General features: G+C 70.2%; 1 pseudogene. It reads left to right on the top strand.

Going from position 1 to position 228, the window contains the following annotated elements:
* Positions 1 to 228, top strand: a pseudogene (locus KVS69_RS20975) (peptidase M20); the annotation flags it as partial.

The raw sequence follows: 228 nt of genomic DNA, 5'->3' as shown, positions 1-228 counted from the left end.
ACAGCGGTGACGCTGTCGGACCCCCTCCCCCCGCCCCCCGACGGCATGGCCGGCGGTGAGCCGCTGAAGGAAGCCCTGCGTCGCGACCCGCCGAACGGCGCGGTAGTGAAGCTGGACCTGGATATGGCCTCCTCGGGCTGGAACGCCACGGCGATGGCGCCGTGGCTGACCCAGGGGATGGACGAGGCCAGCGAGACCTTCTTAGTCAAGCCGGCGATGTACATGGGC

Source organism: Stenotrophomonas sp. GbtcB23 (assembly GCF_019091045.1).
In the GTDB taxonomy this organism is placed as follows: domain Bacteria; phylum Pseudomonadota; class Gammaproteobacteria; order Xanthomonadales; family Xanthomonadaceae; genus Stenotrophomonas; species Stenotrophomonas rhizophila_A.
The sequence above is the reverse complement of the archived record's forward strand: the minus strand, read 5'-3'. Positions and strand labels throughout refer to the sequence as shown.